This is a genomic window from Streptomyces nigrescens (genome assembly GCF_027626975.1).
Taxonomy (GTDB): Bacteria; Actinomycetota; Actinomycetes; order Streptomycetales; family Streptomycetaceae; genus Streptomyces; species Streptomyces nigrescens.
Genome location: NZ_CP114203.1, coordinates 8,109,517 through 8,125,793, shown reverse-complemented (window position 1 = coordinate 8,125,793; position 16,277 = coordinate 8,109,517). Strand labels below are relative to the sequence as shown.

The window sequence follows — 16,277 nt, the reverse complement described above, 5'->3', positions numbered from 1 at the left end:
CTCACAGTCCTCGCGTCATGTCGTCTTCGGCGCCGGAACCGTCGAGCGCGAGCTGGATCATGGCTTCCATGTCCATCGTGTCGAGTGATTCACGGTCGTCGTCTTCGGTGGTCTCGGACGCTTCCTCGGTGATCCCGGCCAGTTCCAGCAGGGAGCTCATCAGCCCGGCCTCGGCAAGACGGTTCAGCGGAATCGAGGTCAGCATCCGGCGGATGGTCTCCTCGTCATCGGCGGCACCCGTGCCGGTGTCCCCGTACGGCGCGAAGTGCGTGCCGAGGTATTCGGCGAGCACCCGCGAGTTGGGGTAGTCGAAGATCGTGGTCGCCGGGAGTTTCAGCCCGGTGTCCCGGTTGAGCCGGTTCCGCAGCTCCACGGCGGTCAGCGAATCGAATCCCAGGTCCTTGAAGGCCCGGCCCGCTTCCACCGCGTCCGCATCGGCGTAGCCCAGTACGGCGACGACATGGCCGCGCACCAGGTTCAGCAGCAGGCGCGCCCGCTGTGCCGGGGAGGCGGTCCGCAGTCGCTCCGGCAGTCCGTCCGCGCCGCCCTGGCCGGCCGCGGCACTGCGCCGGGTCCCGCGGACCAGGTTGCGCAGGAGCGGCGGGACCTCGTCGGCCCGCAGGCCGGCGCCGAGCGCCGTGAGATCGAGCCGGACCGGCACGGTGAGCGCCCGTCCCCCCGCGACCGAGGCGTCGAACAGTGCCAGGGCTTCCGCCGAGGACATCGGACGCAGTCCGTCCCCCGCCTTGCGCTGCCGGTCGGCCTCGCTGAGCGTGCCGGTCAGTCCGCTGCTCTCCTCCCACAGCCCCCAGGCCAGGGATTCGGCGGGCAGCGTGTGGGCGCGACGGTAGGCGGCGAGCGCGTCCAGGAACGCGTTCGCGGTGGCGTAGTTGCCCTGTCCCGGTGCGCCGAACACACCGGCGGCCGAGGAGAACAGCACGAAGGCGGACAGATCGAGGTCCTTGGTGAGCTCGTGCAGGTTCCAGGCCGCGTCCACCTTCGGCCGCAGTACCGCGTCGATACGGTCCGGGGTCAGGGACCCGAGGACTCCGTCGTCCAGCACGCCCGCGGTGTGGACGACACCGGTCAGCGGGGCCTCCGCCGGGATCCCGGCGAGCAGTCCGGCCAGCGCGTCCCGGTCGGCGGTGTCACAGCCGACGAGGGTCACCCGGGCGCCCAGAGCGGTGAGTTCGTCCCGGAGTCCGGCGGCGCCCTCGGCGTCCGGACCGCGGCGGCTGGTCAGCAGCAGGTTCCGTACCCCGTGCTCGGTGACCAGATGCCGGGCGACCAGTGTGCCCAGGGTTCCGGTACCACCGGTGATCAGCACGGTGCCCTCCGGCTTCCACACCGGCCCGCCGTCCTTCTCCGACGGTTCCAGAGTGGTGAGCCGCGGCACCGACAACTCCCCGTTGCGAATTGCCACTTGGGGCTCGCCCAGGGCGACGGCCGCGGACAGCGCGCTGCGCGAGGCCTGCAGCTCATCGCTGTCCACCAGCAAGAAATGATCCGGGTTCTCCGACTGTGCCGAACGCACCAACCCCCATACCGGTGCCGTCACCAGATCTACTTCCTCCCCCGTCACAGACACCGCACTTCGGGTCAGAACCACCAACCGTGACCCGGCGAACCGTTCTTCAGCCAACCAGGCCCGCAGCGTCTCCAACACCCCATATGCGACCTCCCGAACCCCACCAGAAACCCCGACAACCCCTGAGTCCGGCACGGGGAGAACCACTACTTCCGGGGTCGGGTCGAGCGCTTTCACGGCGTCCAGGTCCATGACATCGGCACCCAGCGCGGCGCCGACCCCTAGACCGTCGTCGTCCCCGAGCACCACCAGGGCACTCCCCTCGGGGTCCACCCGGGCCGTGGACGCGGCCACCCAGTCCACCCCGTACAGCGATTCGCGGCGGCCGGCTGCTTCGGCCAGCCGCTCCGCCGGCACCTCGTCCCAGGTCACGGCGGCGATGGAGGCGACCGGGTCACCCTCGGTGTCCGCGAGCCGTACGGAGTACCCGTCTCCGGCCGGGGTCAGGGCCACCCGCAGTGCGGTCGCTCCGACGGCGTGCAGGCTCACCCCGGCCCAGGCGAGCGGCAGATGCGCCCCCGCCGGCCCGGCGAACTGCAGCGCCGCATCGAGCAGTGCGGGGTGCAGCCCGAAGCCGGCCGTGTCGCCCGTGTCCCCCTCAGGAAGGGCCACTTCGGCGAACAGCTCGCCACCGCGCCGCCAGACCGCACGCAGCCCTTGGAAGACGGGGCCGTATCCCAGCCCCAGATCGGCCCGTTCGCGGTAGAAGTCCTCCAGCTCGACGCGCTCGGCTTCCGCGGGAGGCCAGGTCCGTGCGTCAAAGGCGGCCGGCTCGGCGCCGCGAGTGAGAACGCCGGTCGCGTGCCGGGTCCAGGCCTGCTCGTCCGGGGCGTCCTCGGACCGGGAGTAGACGGTGAGCTCCCGCGCCTCATCCGCGCCGGGCTCCGCGACCAGCACCCGCAGCAGCACGGCACCACGGTCAGGGAGCACCAGCGGCGTGTGCACGGTGAGTTCGCGTACGAGGTCGCAGCCGACCTGGTCCCCGGCCCGGAGGGCGAGGTCGACCCACGCCGTCTCGGGCACCACCGTGGTGTTGAGGACGATCCGCTCGGCCAGCCAGGGGTGGGTGGCCAGGGACAGCCGCCCGGTGAGCACCTGAGTACCGGGCATCGAGACGGCTGCACCGAGCAGGGGGTGTTCGGCACTGCTCAGCCCGGCGGCGGTGACATCGCCGACCGTGCCGGTGTCCTCCAGCCAGTAGCGCTGCCGTTGGAAGGCGTAGGTGGGCAGGCCGATCCGTCGTCCGGTGGGGAGCAGGGTGCTCCAGTCCACCGGGACGCCGTGCGCCCAGAGTTGGGCGAGCGATTGCGCGAACCGGGACCAGCCGCCCTCGTCGCGACGGAGCGATCCCGTCACCACGACGGGGCTGCCCGCCTCCTGCGCGGTGTCCTCGATTCCCGGAGTCAGGACGGGGTGCGCACTGCATTCGACGAATACGCCGTGCCCGTCGGCAAGGAGCGCCTGAATCGCTTCCTCGAACCGCACGGTGTTACGGAGATTCTCGAACCAGTAGCCGGCGTCCAACTCCTCGCCGGAGATGAGTGCGGCATTCACCGCGGAGTAGAACGGGATCCGCCCCTGGCCAGGGCGCACTTCGGCCAGGACCGTCGCAAGCTCCTCGCGCAGCTCCTCGACCTGAGCGCCGTGCGAGGCGTAATCCACCGGGATCTGGCGGGCCCGCACCTCCTGCCCAGCGCACTCCGCCAGCAGCTCCTGCAAGGCCTCCGGTTCTCCTGAAACCACGGTCGATGTCGGGCCGTTGATGGCAGCGATAGATATCCGCTCACCCCACTTGGCGATGCGGTCCTGCACCGCCTCACGCGAACCGGCGACGGAGACCATGCCACCGCGCCCGGCAAGCACTCGCCCGATGGCCTGACTGCGCAGTGCCACCACTCGGGCACCATCACGCAGAGACAAGATCCCAGCGACACAGGCCGCGGCAATCTCACCCTGAGAGTGACCCACCACAGCGGACGGCACCACACCGCAGTCCTCCCAGACCGCAGCGAGCGACACCATCACCGCCCACAGGACAGGCTGAACCACATCAACCCGCGCCAGCATGTCCTCGTCGGACAGAACCTCATCCAACTTCCAGGACACAAACTCCGACAGCGCCTCAGCACAGTCAGCCATCCGCTGCGCGAACACCGGGGACGTAGCCAGCAGTTCATCCGCCATCCCCAACCACTGCGACCCCTGACCAGGGAACACCAGCACCACACGCGACCCGGCTCCGGTCCCGGTCGAACCCCGCACCACACCCGCCGGGTCCAGGCCCCCAGCCAGTCCACGTACTCCGGAGAGCGACTCTTCCCGGTCAGCGCCGAGGACCACGGACCGGTACTCCAGCCCCGCCCGTGTGCTCAGCAGGGAGAATCCCAGGTCAGTAGCGTCCAGTTCCGGGTTCTCCGCCACGAAGGAGGCCAAGCGCTCCGCCTGCGCCGCCAACGCCTGCTCCGAACGCGCCGACAGCACCCACGGAACCACCCCGGCCCGCGCCGCCGCCTCAACCGGCTCGTCATCAGCCGTTTCCAGGGCCTCCGGCGCAGGCACGGGAGGCGCCTGCTCCAGCACCACATGGGCATTCGTCCCGCTGATGCCGAACGATGACACTCCCGCCCGACGCGGTTGATCGCTCTCGGGCCAGTCCCTGGCCTCCGTCAGCAGCTCCACCGCGCCCGCGGACCAATTCACATGCGACGACGGCTCATCGACGTGCAGCGTCTTCGGCAGCACACCGTGCCGCATGGCCAGGACCATCTTCATCACACCGGCGACCCCGGCCGCGGCCTGGGTATGTCCGAGGTTGGACTTCACCGACCCCAGCCACAGCGGCCGGTCCTCCTGCCGGCCCTGTCCGTAGGTGGCCAGCAGCGCCTGCGCCTCGATGGGGTCGCCGAGGGCGGTGCCGGTGCCGTGGGCCTCCACCGCGTCGACCTGATCGGCGGAGAGGCGGGCATTCGCCAGCGCCTGCTCCACGACCCGCTGCTGCGAGGGACCGTTCGGCGCGGTCAGACCATTCGAGGCACCGTCCTGGTTCACCGCCGAACCCCGCACCACCGCGAGCACCGGATGACCGTTGCGCTCGGCGTCCGACAGGCGCTCCACCAGCAGCATCCCGGCGCCCTCGGCGAGGGTGGTGCCGTCCGCGCCCGAGGCGAAGGCCTTGCACCGCCCGTTGCGTGCCAGGTTCTGCTGCCGGGAGAAGTCGATGAACGTGTCGGGGGTGGACATCACGGTCACACCGCCGGCCAGGGCCAGCGAGCACTCCCCGGTCCGCAGCGCCTGCACCGCCAGATGCAGCGTCACCAGGGAGGAGGAGCAGGCGGTGTCCACGGTCACCGCCGGGCCCTCCAGGCCGAAGGAGTACGAGATCCGGCCGGACAGCACGCTGCCGATGCTCCCGGTGCCGAGGAATCCCGCGGCTTCGGGGGCGACATTGTTCAGCCGCGACGCGTACTCGTGGTACATCAGCCCGGCGAACACCCCGGTGGGGCTGCCGCGCAAGGCCATCGGGTCGATTCCCGCGTGCTCGAACGCCTCCCAGGAGGCTTCCAGCAGCAGCCGCTGCTGGGGGTCCATGGCGGAGGCCTCATGCGGTGAGATGCCGAACATCTCGGGGTCGAATTCGAGGGCGTCGTGCAGGAATCCGCCCTCGCGGACATAAGAGGTGTAGGGGCGTCCGGAATCCGGGTCGTGCAGGGATTCCAGGTCCCAGCCCCGGTCGTCCGGGAAGGTGGTGACGGCGTCCCGGCCGTCGGCCACCAGCTGCCAGAGTTCCTCGGGTGAGCTCACTCCTCCCGGGTACCGGCAGGCCATGCCGATGATGGCGATGGGCTCGTGCTGTTTCTCCTCGACCTCGCGCAACCTCTGGCGCGTGCGGCGGAGATCAGCCGTTGCTCGCTTGAGATAATCCCGGAGTTTGGCTTCATTCTCCATCCGGTACCTTCCCCCAAAACACTGTCAGGCGCTTGATCCGCACGCGTTAGGACATTCCGAGTTCGTTGTCGAGAGCATCGAAGAGTTCGTCGTCGGTGGCTGAGTCGAAGTCCTCGTCGGAGTGCTCCGGACTCTCGCCGTTCCCGCTCTCGTCCCACTGCCACAAGATGCTGCGCAGCCGGGCGGTGATCTTGTCGCGACCGGCGGCGTCGGGGGCGATCTCCGGCAGTCCGGCGGCGATCCGGTCGAGTTCGGCGAGCAGCCGGGCCGAGGGTTCCTCTTCGGCCGGCACCAGTTCCGCCCGCAGGAACTCGGCGAGCGCGACCGGGGTCGGATGGTCGAAGACCAGGGTGGCGGGCAGGGTCAGGCCGCCGACCGCGGCGAGCTGATTGCGCAGTTTCACGGCGGTCAGCGAGTCGAACCCCAGGTCCTTGAACGGCCGGTGGTCCTCGACCTGGTCGGCGGACTCGTAGGCGAGTACCGACGCGACTTGGGTACGCACCAGGGCCAGCACGGTCTCCCGCTGCTTGTCCGGCGGCATGGCGATCAGCCGGTCCGCCCAGCCCTTCTCACCCGGTCCCTGGGCGCCGGCCGACCGCCGGGTGCCGCTCGGCATCAGACCGTGCAGCAGGATCGGTATCCGGTCCTTCGGCAGGGCCCGGATCGCCGGAATGTCCAGCGGGATCGGCACCAGCACCGGTTCGCCGGCCCGGCGGGCCTGGTCGAAGAGGACCATGCCGAGTTCCGCGGTCATCGCTCCCGCCGAGATCCGTTCCGCTCGCATCTCCTCGCTCTGGTCCGCGGCCTCGACCCGCTCGGCCCAGACGCTCCACGCCATCGAGACGGCCGGCAGGCCCTCGGCTCGGCGGTGGTGCGCCAGTGCGTCCAAGAAGGCGTTGGCCGCGGCGTAGTTGCCCTGCCCGGCGTTGCCGAAGTGCGCGGCCGCCGAGGAGAACAGGATGAACGCGGACAGATCGAGGTCGCGGGTCAGCTCGTGCAGGTTCCAGGCCGCGTCCACCTTGGGCCGCAGCACGGTGTCCAGGTGTCCCGGGGTGAGTGACGTGACCACACTGTCCTCGACCACCCCGGCCGCGTGCACGACCGCGGTCAGCGGATGGGCCTGCGGGAGCGCTGCCAGCAGTTCCGCCAACGCGGTCCGGTCGGCGGCGTCGCAGGCGGCGAGGGTGACCTCCGCCCCGAGTGCGGCCAGCTCGTCCCGCAGTTCCGTGGCACCCGGGCTCGCCGGGCCACGGCGGCTGGTGAGCACGAGGTGACGTATCCCGTGCTGGGTCACCAGATGGCGGGCCACCAGAGTGCCGATCATTCCCGTGCCGCCGGTGATCAGCACCGTGCCCTGCGCATCGAAGGCCGGGGCCTCGCCGGTCAGGTGGACCCGGGCGAGCCGTACGGCGCGTGGCGTGCCGGACCGGACCACGGCCTGGGGTTCGCCGGAGCCGATCACCTCCGGCAGAGCGGAAGCCGAGGAGTCCTGCTCGTCCAGATCGACGAGGACGAACCGCCCGGGATGCTCGGACTGGGCGGACCGGAACAGCCCCCAGCTCGACGCGTGCGGCAGATCGGTCACCGGGTCGGTGGCCTCGGCCGCCATGGCGCCGCTGGTCACCAGGACCAGCCGGGAGGCGGCGAACCGGTCGTCGGCCAGCCAGCCCTGGATGAGTTCCAGCGCCTCGCGCACGGTGCCGTGCACCGCCGACGGGAGGGATCCGCCCTCATCACTGCGGGGTGCGGCGATCAGCACGGCCTCGGGGACGGGTGCGCCCGCCTCGATCGCCGCGGTGAGCGCGCCGAGATCGGCATAGGTTTCGCCGTTCCCGGCGAACTCCGCCGTCAGGCCCGCGCGGTGCGCACCGAGCACGGCCCAGGAACCGCTGAACTTCGGACCGTGAAGCACCGTCCACTCGGGACGGAAGAGGGTGTCGCGCGGTGCGGAGCCGCTCAGCGCGGTGGCGGTGACGGCCCGGAGCCGCAGCGCGTCGACGGAGGCGATGGGATCGCCGAGGCCGTCGGCGATGTCCAGCGTCACCGCTCCGGTGGGCGCGGTGGTCAGCCGGGCCCGCAGAGTGGTGGCCCCGGTCGCGAAGAGCGAGACACCGTTCCAGGTGAACGGCATCCAGGGGCCGCCGTCCTGCTCCGCGAGCGGAGTCCAGGACAGGGCGTGCAGTACGGAGTCGAGCAGGGCCGGATGCAGCCCAAACCGCTCGGCCTCGTCCCCCTGGTCCTGCGGCAGGGTCACCTCCGCATAGAGGTCGTCACCCTGGCGCCAGACTTCCCTCAGCCCTTGGAAGACGGGGCCGTAGTCGACTCCGGCCGCGGCGAGCTGCTCGTAGATGCCGTCCACGTCCACCGGGGTGGCTCCCTTAGGGGGCCAGACCTCTAGGCCGGAGCCGCCGGCGGCGGTGTCCGGGCCGAGAAGCCCGGTGGCGTGCCCGGTCCACGGCTCACCGTCGAGCGCGTCATCGGCACGCGAGTGCACATTGACCGGCCGACGGCCCTGATCATCGGGGTCGCCGACGGTGACCTGGAGCTGTAGCCCGCCCTGATCCGGGAGGATCAGCGGGGCCTCCAGCACGAGTTCCTCGATCCGCGGGCAGCCGACCTGGTCACCCGCCCTGATGGCGAGGTCCACAAAACCGGTGCCGGGAAGGATGGTGACACCCCGGACGGTGTGGTCGGCGATCCACGGGTGGGTGGCCGCACTGATCCGCCCGGTGAGGACGACCGTGTCGCTGCCGGCCATCGAAACGGCGGCCGGGACGAGCGGATGCTCGACCGGTTGCAGCCCGAGCCCGGTGGCGTCCTGAGTGGCCGCGGAGGCCGACAGCCAGTAGCGCTGCCGTTGGAAGGCGTAGGTGGGCAGTCCGATCCGTCGTCCGGTGGGGAGCAGGGTGCTCCAGTCCACCGGGACGCCATGCGCCCAGAGCTGGGCGAGCGATTGCGCGAACCGGGACCAGCCGCCCTCGTCGCGGCGGAGAGATCCCGTCACCACGACAGGGCTGTCCGCCTCCTGCGCGGTGTCCTCAATTCCCGGGGTCAGGACGGGGTGCGCACTGCATTCGACGAATACGCCGTGCCCGTCGGCAAGGAGCGCCTGGATGGCTTCCTCGAACCGCACGGTGTTGCGGAGATTCTCGAACCAGTACGCGGCGTCCAGGTCCTCGCCCGAGATGGCCGAAGCACTCACCGCGGAGTAGAACGGGATCCGACCCTGGCCAGGGCGGACCTCGGCCAGGACGGTGGCGAGCTCCTCCCGCAGCTCCTCGACCTGAGCTCCGTGCGAGGCGTAATCCACCGGGATCTGGCGGGCCCGCACCTCCTGCCCAGCGCACTCCGCCAGCAGTTCCTGCAAGGCCTCCGGTTCGCCTGAAACGACGGTCGATGTCGGGCCGTTGATGGCAGCGATAGATATCCGCTCGCCCCACTTGGCGATGCGGTCCTGCACCGCCTCACGCGAACCGGCGACGGAGACCATGCCACCGCGCCCGGCAAGCACTCGCCCGATGGCCTGACTGCGCAGTGCCACCACTCGGGCACCATCACGCAGAGACAAGATCCCGGCGACGCAGGCCGCGGCAATCTCACCCTGAGAGTGACCCACCACAGCAGCGGGCACCACACCACAGTCCTCCCAGACCGCAGCCAGCGACACCATCACCGCCCACAGGACAGGCTGAACCACATCAACCCGCGCCAGCATGTCCTCGTCGGACAGAACCTCATCCAACTTCCAGGACACAAACTCCGACAGCGCCTCAGCACAGTCAGCCATCCGCTGCGCGAACACCGGGGAGGAATCGCGGAGTTCATCCGCCATGCCCAGCCACTGCGAACCCTGACCAGGGAACACCAGCGCCACACGCGTCCCGGCTCCGGTGCCGGTCGAACCCCGCACCACACCCGCCGGATCCGCCCCCGCAGCCACACCCCTCAACCCGGCAAGGAGTTCCGCACCGTCAGCGCCGAGCACCACGGACCGGTACTCCAACCCCGCCCGCGAACTCAGCAGCGAGAACCCCACATCAGCAGGATCCAGCTCCGGACGGACATCCGAACCGCCCTCCGGACGGCCTTCCAGACGCCCCTCCACGAAGGACGCCAACCGTTCCGCCTGCGCGACCAACGCACGCTCGGAGCGCGCCGACAGCACCCACGGGAGAACGCCGGGCCGCGTCTCCTCCTCAACCGGCTCCGCCGGCGTCTCGTCAGGTGCCTGCTCCAGCACCACATGCGCGTTCGTTCCGCTGATGCCGAACGACGACACACCCGCACGACGCGGCTGACCACTCTCCGGCCAGTCCCTGGCCTCGGTCAGCAACTCCACCGCACCCGCGGACCAGTCCACATGGGACGACGGCTCATCGACATGCAGCGTCTTCGGCAGCACACCATGCTGCATGGCCAGCACCATCTTCATCACACCGGCGACCCCGGCCGCGGCCTGGGCGTGCCCGATGTTGGATTTGACCGAGCCCAGCCACAGCGGTCGGTCCTCCTGCCGCCCTTGCCCGTACGTGGCCAGCAGCGCCTGCGCCTCGATGGGGTCGCCCAGCGTCGTGCCGGTGCCGTGGGCCTCCACCGCGTCGACCTGACCGGCGGCCACTCCCGCGTTGGCCAGTGCCTGACGGATCACCCGCTGCTGCGAGGGACCGTTCGGCGCGGTCAGACCATTCGAGGCACCGTCCTGGTTCACCGCCGAACCCCGCACCACCGCAAGGACGCGATGGCCGTTGCGGCGGGCGTCCGAGAGGCGCTCGACCAGGAGCAGGCCGACGCCCTCACCCCAGCCCGCGCCGTCCGCGCTCTCCGCGAAGGCCTTGCTGCGGCCGTTCGGAGCGAGGGCGCGCTGGCGGGAGAACTCGATGAACTCCATCGGTGTGGACATGATCGTCACACCGCCGGCCAGGGCCAGCGAGCACTCGCCGGACCGCAGCGCCTGGCTCGCCCAGTGCAGGGCCACCAGGGAGGACGAGCACGCGGTGTCCACGGTGACCGCGGGGCCCTCGAAGCCGAAGGTGTAGGAGATCCGGCCGGAGACCACGCTGCCCGCGGTACCGGTGGCCAGGTGGCCGTCCACATCGGCGGAACTCTGGGCCAGGAAGGAGCCGTAGTCCTGGCCGTTGGTGCCGACGAAGACACCGGTGTCGGCGCCGCGCAGCGTCGTCGGGTCGATCCCCGCGTCCTCCAGGGCCTCCCAGGAGGTTTCCAGCAGCAGCCGCTGCTGCGGGTCCATGGCGGTCGCCTCGCGCGGCGAGATGCCGAAGAACCCGGGGTCGAAGTCGGCCACGTCCCGCAGGAAGCCGCCCTCGCGGACGTAGGAGGTGCCGTGGTGGTCGGGGTCCGGGTGGTAGAGCCGTTCGATGTCCCAGCCGCGGTCCCCGGGGAAGTCCCCGACGGCGTCCTCGCCGCGGGCCAGCAGGTCCCAGAGTTCCGCCGGAGAGGCGACGCCGCCGGGAAAACGGCAGGCCATGCCGACGATGGCGATGGGCTCGTCGTCCACGGCCCCTCGGGCCCGCACCACGGTGGCGGCGGTCTGCCCGCCGAGCAGCTCTTCCCGCAGGTACCGCACGAGAGCGGCCGGGGTCGGATGGTCGAAGACCAGGGTCGCCGGGAGGCTGAGTCCCGTCGCGGTGTCCAGGCGGTTGCGCAGCTCCACCGCGGTCAGCGAATCGAACCCGAGGTCGCGGAACGCGCGGGAGGTCTCCACCGCGCCGCCACCGGCGTAGCCGAGGACCAGGGCGACCTGGGCCGTGACCAGTTCCCTCAGCGCCCGGTCCTGGTCGGCCTGCGGGAGGCCGGCCAGACGGTCGCGCAACGCGTTGCCCGCACCGGCGCCGGCCGTGGCGGCACGCCGGCGCAGCGGCACCAGTCCGCGCAGGACGGGCGCGACCTCCCCGGAGGCGGCGAGAGCCCGCAGGTCCAGCCGTATGGGGACGGACAGCGCGGTGTCCGCGGTGACCGCGGCGTCGAACAGGGCCACGCCTTCCTCGGCGGTGAGCGGGACGAGTCCGCCGCGGGCCATCCGTCGCAGATCGGTGTCGCTGAGCTGCTTGGTGATCTCGCTGGTCTCGGCCCAGAGCCCCCAGGCCAGGGAGGTGCCCGGCAGACCGTTGCTCCGGCGGTGGCGGGCGAGCGTGTCCAGGAAGGTGTTGGCGGTGGCGTAGTTGCCCTGTCCGGCCGCGCCGAGGACCGCCGCGGCCGAGGAGAACAGCACGAACGCGGAGAGACCGGCGTCCCGGGTGAGCTCATGCAGATTCCAGGCGGCGTCCACCTTGGGCCGCAGAACGGTGTCCAGGCTTTCCGCGGTGAGGGAGCCGAGGGTCCCGTCGGAGGTGACCCCTGCGGTGTGCACGACTCCGGTCAGCGGGGCGTCCGCCGGGATCCCCGCCAGCAGCTCGGCGAGGGCGTCGCGATCCGCCGCGTCACAGGCGGCGATCTCCACCTGGGCGCCCAGCGCGGTGAGCTCCTCCCGGAGTTCGGCCGCGCCCTCGGCGTCCGGGCCGCGTCGGCTCGTCAGCAGGAGGCTGCGGATGCCGTGGGTGGTCACCAGGTGCCGGGCGATCAGGGTGCCCAGGGTTCCGGTGCCACCGGTGATCAGTACCGTGCCCTCGGGGTTCCAGACCGTGTCCTTGCCGGACGGCTCCAGCCTGGCGAGCCGGGGTACCGACAACACGCCTTCCCGGAGGGCCAGTTCGGTTTCGCCGGTGGCCACGGCGGAACGGATCGCGGCGGCGGACTTCTCGTGGTCATCGGTGTCGACCAGGACGAAACGGCCCGGGTGCTCCGACTGCGCCGAGCGCACCAGCCCCCAGAGCGGCGCCGTGGCCAGGTCCACCGGCTCGCCGCTGACCGAGACGGCGCCCCGGGTCACCACCACAAGCCGCGAAGCGGCGTTCCCGTCATCGGCGGCCCAGCTCTGCAGCCGCTCCAGAACCTGGTGGGTCACCGCACGCACGCCGTCCGGAACGGTCGTCCCCGCCTCCGCCGACGGATGCAGGAGTACGAGCTCGTCGCCCTCGCCTTCGGAGGTCTCGGGCAGCTCCGGAAGGGCCACCCACTCCACCGCGAACAGCGAGTCGCGGTCGCCCGGGACGGTCGTGATGGTCAGCTGCTCGGGAACCACGGGCTCCCAGCGCACCACATCGACGGAGGCGACCACGCCCCCGGCCTCGTCGGCGACGAGGAGCGCGTACCCGTCACCGGACGTGGTGAGCTTCACCCGGAGCGCGGTGGCGCCCACCGCGTACAGGCGCACCCCGGTCCAGGACGCGGGGAGCCGCAGCCCGTCGAGTGCCGGTTGCAGCGCGGCGTCGAGCAGGGCCGGGTGCAGTCCGAACTTCGCTGCCTCGGCGGCCACTTCGTCCGGCAGGGTGACCTCGGCGTAGAGCTCGTCGCCGCGGCGCCAGATGGTCTGAACACCCTGGAACAGGGGGCCGTGCTGGAATCCGGCGGCGGCGAGTGCGTCGTAGCAGCCGTCCACGGAGAGGGCCTCGGCGCCGGCCGGCGGCCAGACCGGTTCGTCGAAGGGCGCCGTCCCGGTGCCCGCCGCCAGCACACCCATGGCGTGCGCGGTCCAGGACTGTTCGGAGGACTCCTCGAGCCGGGAGTACACCGCCAGTTCGCGACGGCCGTCCTCATCGGGCTCCGCGACGACGACGCGCAGCTGCACTCCGCCACGCTCCGGAAGCACCAGTGGCTGCTGCGCGGTGAGCTCTTCGAGCAGGTCGCAGCCGACCTGGTCCCCGGCCCGGACGGCGAGTTCGACCAGGGCCGAGCCCGGCAGCACGGCAGCCCCGAGTACGGAGTGGTCGGCCAGCCAGGGGTGGGTGGCCAGGGACAGCCGGCCGGCCAGGAGCACGGCATCCGGCAGGGTCACGGTGGCACCGAGCAGCGGGTGATCGGCAGCGCCCAGCCCCGCGGCGGTCACATCGCCGACCCCGGTGTCACCTTCCAGCCAGAAGTGCTGTCGCTGGAAGGCGTACGTCGGCAGCTCCACCCGGCGGCCGCCGGTGAGCATCGGGTGCCAGTCGACAGGGATCCCACGGACCCACAGCCCGGCGAGCGCCTCGGTCGACACCTCGGGTTCGGGGCGGTCCTTGCGCAGCGTGGGCACGAAGCCCGCGTCCTCCGCCAGACAGTCCTGTCCCATGGCGCAGAGCACACCGTCCGGGCCCAGTTCGAGGAAGGTGGTCACGCCGTCGTCGTACGCGGCCTGAATACCGTCGTGGAAACGGACGGCCTCACGGACATGCCGCACCCAGTACTCCGGGTCGCGGAGCTCAGCGGGTTCGGCGAGACGGCCGGACACATTCGAGACCACCGGCAACCGGGCGTCGCTGTAGGTGAGTTGCTGCGCGACGGCACGGAACTCGGCCAGCATCGGCTCCATGAGCGGCGAGTGGAAGGCATGGCTCACCCGCAGCCGCTTGACCTTGCGGCCCTCGGCCTCCAGAGCGGCGACGACCTGCTCGACATCCGCCTCGGCACCCGAAAGCACGACGGACTCGGGGCCGTTGACAGCAGCGATCCCGACCTGAGCCCGGCCCTCCAGCAGCGGTACGACCTCGTCCTCCGACGCCCGCACCGACACCATGACGCCACCGGACGGCAGCGCCTGCATCAACCGCCCACGCGCCGCGACCAGCTTCGCCGCATCCGCCAGCGACCACACACCCGCCAGATAGGCAGCCGTCACCTCGCCGATGGAGTGACCCAGCAACACCTCGGGCGTCACACCACGCGACTCCACCCACCGATAGAGCGCGACCTCCAACGCGAACAATGCCGCCTGCGCATACTGCGTCTGATCGAGGAGCTCTCCCCCGCCCCAGACCACATCCGCCAAGGGCACGGGCAGCAGACCATCCAGCTCCGCACACACCTCATCCCAGGCCCGCGCAAACACCGGAGAGGCGTCGTACAGTTCACGGCCCATTCCCAGCCGCTGCGCGCCCTGGCCCGTGAACAGCGCACCGAGTTTGCCGTCGCTGACCAGTCCTGTGATGAGGCCGGGCGCGGCGTCATCGGTGGCCAGGGCGGCCACCGCGGTGCGCAGGCCGTCCCGGTCGGCGGCCAGTGCGACCGCGCGGTGGTCGAGGTCGGCGCGTGTGGTGACCAGCGAGAAGCCGGTGTCCACGGGGTTCGGCGCCGGCTGGTCGTCCACGAAGGCGGCGAGTTTGGCGGCCTGTGCGGTGAGCGCCTGCCGGGAACGGGCGGACAGCACCCAGGGCACCAGACCGGAGGGGTCGGAGGCCACGGGGGCGCGACCGGCCTCGGCGGGCTGCTCCTCGGCGGGGGCCTCTCCCGGAGCCTTTTCCGGAGCCTTTTCCGGCGCCGGTTCCGGGGCCTGTTCGAGGACCACGTGGGCGTTGGTGCCGCTGATGCCGAAGGAGGACACCCCGGCCCGGCGGGGCCGTTCGGTCTCCGGCCAGTCCCTGGCTTCGGCGAGGAGTTCCACCGCGCCGGCCGACCAGTCCACATGCGGTGAAGGGGAGTCCAGGTGCAGGGTCTTGGGCAGCACGCCATGCCGCATGGCGAGCACCATCTTGATGATGCCGGCGACACCGGCGGCGGCCTGGGTGTGTCCGAGGTTGGACTTGATGCCGCCCAGCCAGAGCGGTCGGTCCGCCGGGCGGTCCTGCCCGTAGGTCGCGAGCAGCGCCTGGGCCTCGATGGGGTCGCCGAGCGTCGTACCGGTGCCGTGGGCCTCCACCGCGTCCACATCCGACGGCGACAGATGGGCGTTGGCGAGCGCCTGCCGGATCACCCGCTGCTGCGACGGACCGTTGGGAGCGGTCAGACCGTTGGACGCACCGTCCTGGTTCACCGCCGAACCCCGCACCACCGCGAGCACCGGGTGGCCGTTGCGCTGGGCGTCCGACAGCCGCTCCACCAGCAGCAGTCCGACGCCCTCGCCCCAGCCCGTGCCGTCCGCGGCGGCGGCGAACGGCTTGCAGCGGCCGTCCGCCGCGAGACCGCGCTGGTAGGAGAAGTCGATGAACGTGTCCGCGGTGGCCATGACGGTCACCCCGCCGGCCAGCGCGAGGTCGCACTCCCCCGCCCGCAGCGCCAGTACCGCCTGGTGCAGCGCCACCAGCGAGGAGGAACAGGCGGTGTCGACGGTGATCGCGGGACCTTCGAAGCCGAACAGATAGGAGATCCGGCCGGAGACCACACTGCTCACCGCGCCGGTGCTCATAAAGCTGGCGATTTCGTCGGGGACGTCGACGACCCGCGCGGCGTAGTTGTGGTACATCAGCCCGGCGTACACCCCGGTCTTGCTTCCCCGCAGGGTGCCCGGGTCGATACCGGCGCGTTCAAAGGTCTCCCACGCCGTTTCCAGGAGCAGCCGCTGCTGCGGGTCCATCGCCAGTGCCTCGTGCGGGGATATCCCGAAGAACCCCGGGTCGAACTCCGCGGCATTCTGCAGGAATCCGCCCTCACGGACATAGGACGTGCCGGGGTTTTCGGGGTCGGGGTGATACAGCCCTTCCACATCCCAGCCCCGGTCCGCCGGGAAGGCGGACATTCCGTCGCGGCCCTCGGACAGCAGCGTCCACAGCTCTTCCGGTGAGGCGACCCCGCCGGGATAGCGGCAGGCCATGCCGACGATCGCGATCGGTTCCGATTCGAGTTCCCATATCCGGCGGCGACTCTGTCGGAGATCAATCGTGGCCTGCTTGAGATACTCGACAAGTTTCTTGTCGTTCGTCACCTGGTTCCGCCCCTT

General features: G+C 71.0%; 2 protein-coding genes. Both read right to left on the bottom strand.

Annotation, left to right across the window (positions count from 1 at the left end; translation table 11 throughout):
• Position 1 precedes the first annotated feature (1 nt).
• A complete protein-coding gene (locus STRNI_RS35860; RefSeq protein ID WP_381844655.1) occupies positions 2-5,533 on the bottom strand; it encodes a type I polyketide synthase in 5,532 nt (1,843 codons plus the stop codon).
• Positions 5,534-5,579: 46 nt separating this feature from the next.
• Positions 5,580-16,262, bottom strand: coding sequence for a type I polyketide synthase (locus STRNI_RS35850; RefSeq protein ID WP_277412713.1), 10,683 nt, complete (start codon positions 16,260-16,262; stop codon positions 5,580-5,582).
• Positions 16,263-16,277: the final 15 nt, after the last annotated feature.

Bases quoted from the DNA above. Each gene is read 5' to 3' on its own strand.
- STRNI_RS35860 (WP_381844655.1), bottom strand. From the start codon at position 5,533: ATGGAGAATGAAGCCAAACTCCGGGATTATCTCAAGCGAGCAACGGCT.